1 pseudogene is annotated in these 566 nt (G+C 60.4%); it reads right to left on the bottom strand.

The window, feature by feature from the left end:
• Positions 1-566: pseudogene (locus tag EN852_RS41155) on the bottom strand (hypothetical protein); the annotation flags it as partial.

Raw genomic sequence — 566 nt, 5'->3', positions numbered from 1 at the left:
GCGGAGCGCAGGCTGTCGGCGCCTTCGGCTGCCTCGGCCAATCCTTCCATACCGCGAATAACACCTGGAACGCTTATGTCGGCGCCAAGTTTCTCGACATCCTGGCAAGGGACGGATGTCGTGAACACGGTTGTGACGAGGCCGTCACCATCGGCTGCGCACCAATCACCTGAGCTGTTGTGACCGGTGGCGTAAGATGCAACGTCGCGATAGTGAAGGTCTGAAATGCGCTCGTCGGGGTCTTCGGCATCATAGGACGCTCGATCGTCATTCGGCTCAAAGCCAAGCGGGGATTTGAGCTCCAGCCGTGCCTGAAAACAGAACGCTAGATCGCCATATCGCCTTAGCGCTTCAGAGCGCCGGTTGACGAGGAAGACCGAGACGGCAAGCAGGTCGCGCCGGCGACCGTCGATACCGGCGGTATGCGTTGGCCGCACAGAAACAGCAAGTTCGAGCCCGCCTCCAGGGTAGGCCGGCGCTGCGCTCTCCGGAACAAGATATCGGTTGAAACCATGCTTGATGGGGATCGAGACCTGGCGCTCTTTTGGAAGCCGGCGCCATTGCAG

This window comes from Mesorhizobium sp. M2E.F.Ca.ET.209.01.1.1 (assembly GCF_004010375.2).
Classification (GTDB): Bacteria; Pseudomonadota; Alphaproteobacteria; order Rhizobiales; family Rhizobiaceae; genus Mesorhizobium.
This window is presented reverse-complemented; position numbering and strand designations above follow the sequence as displayed.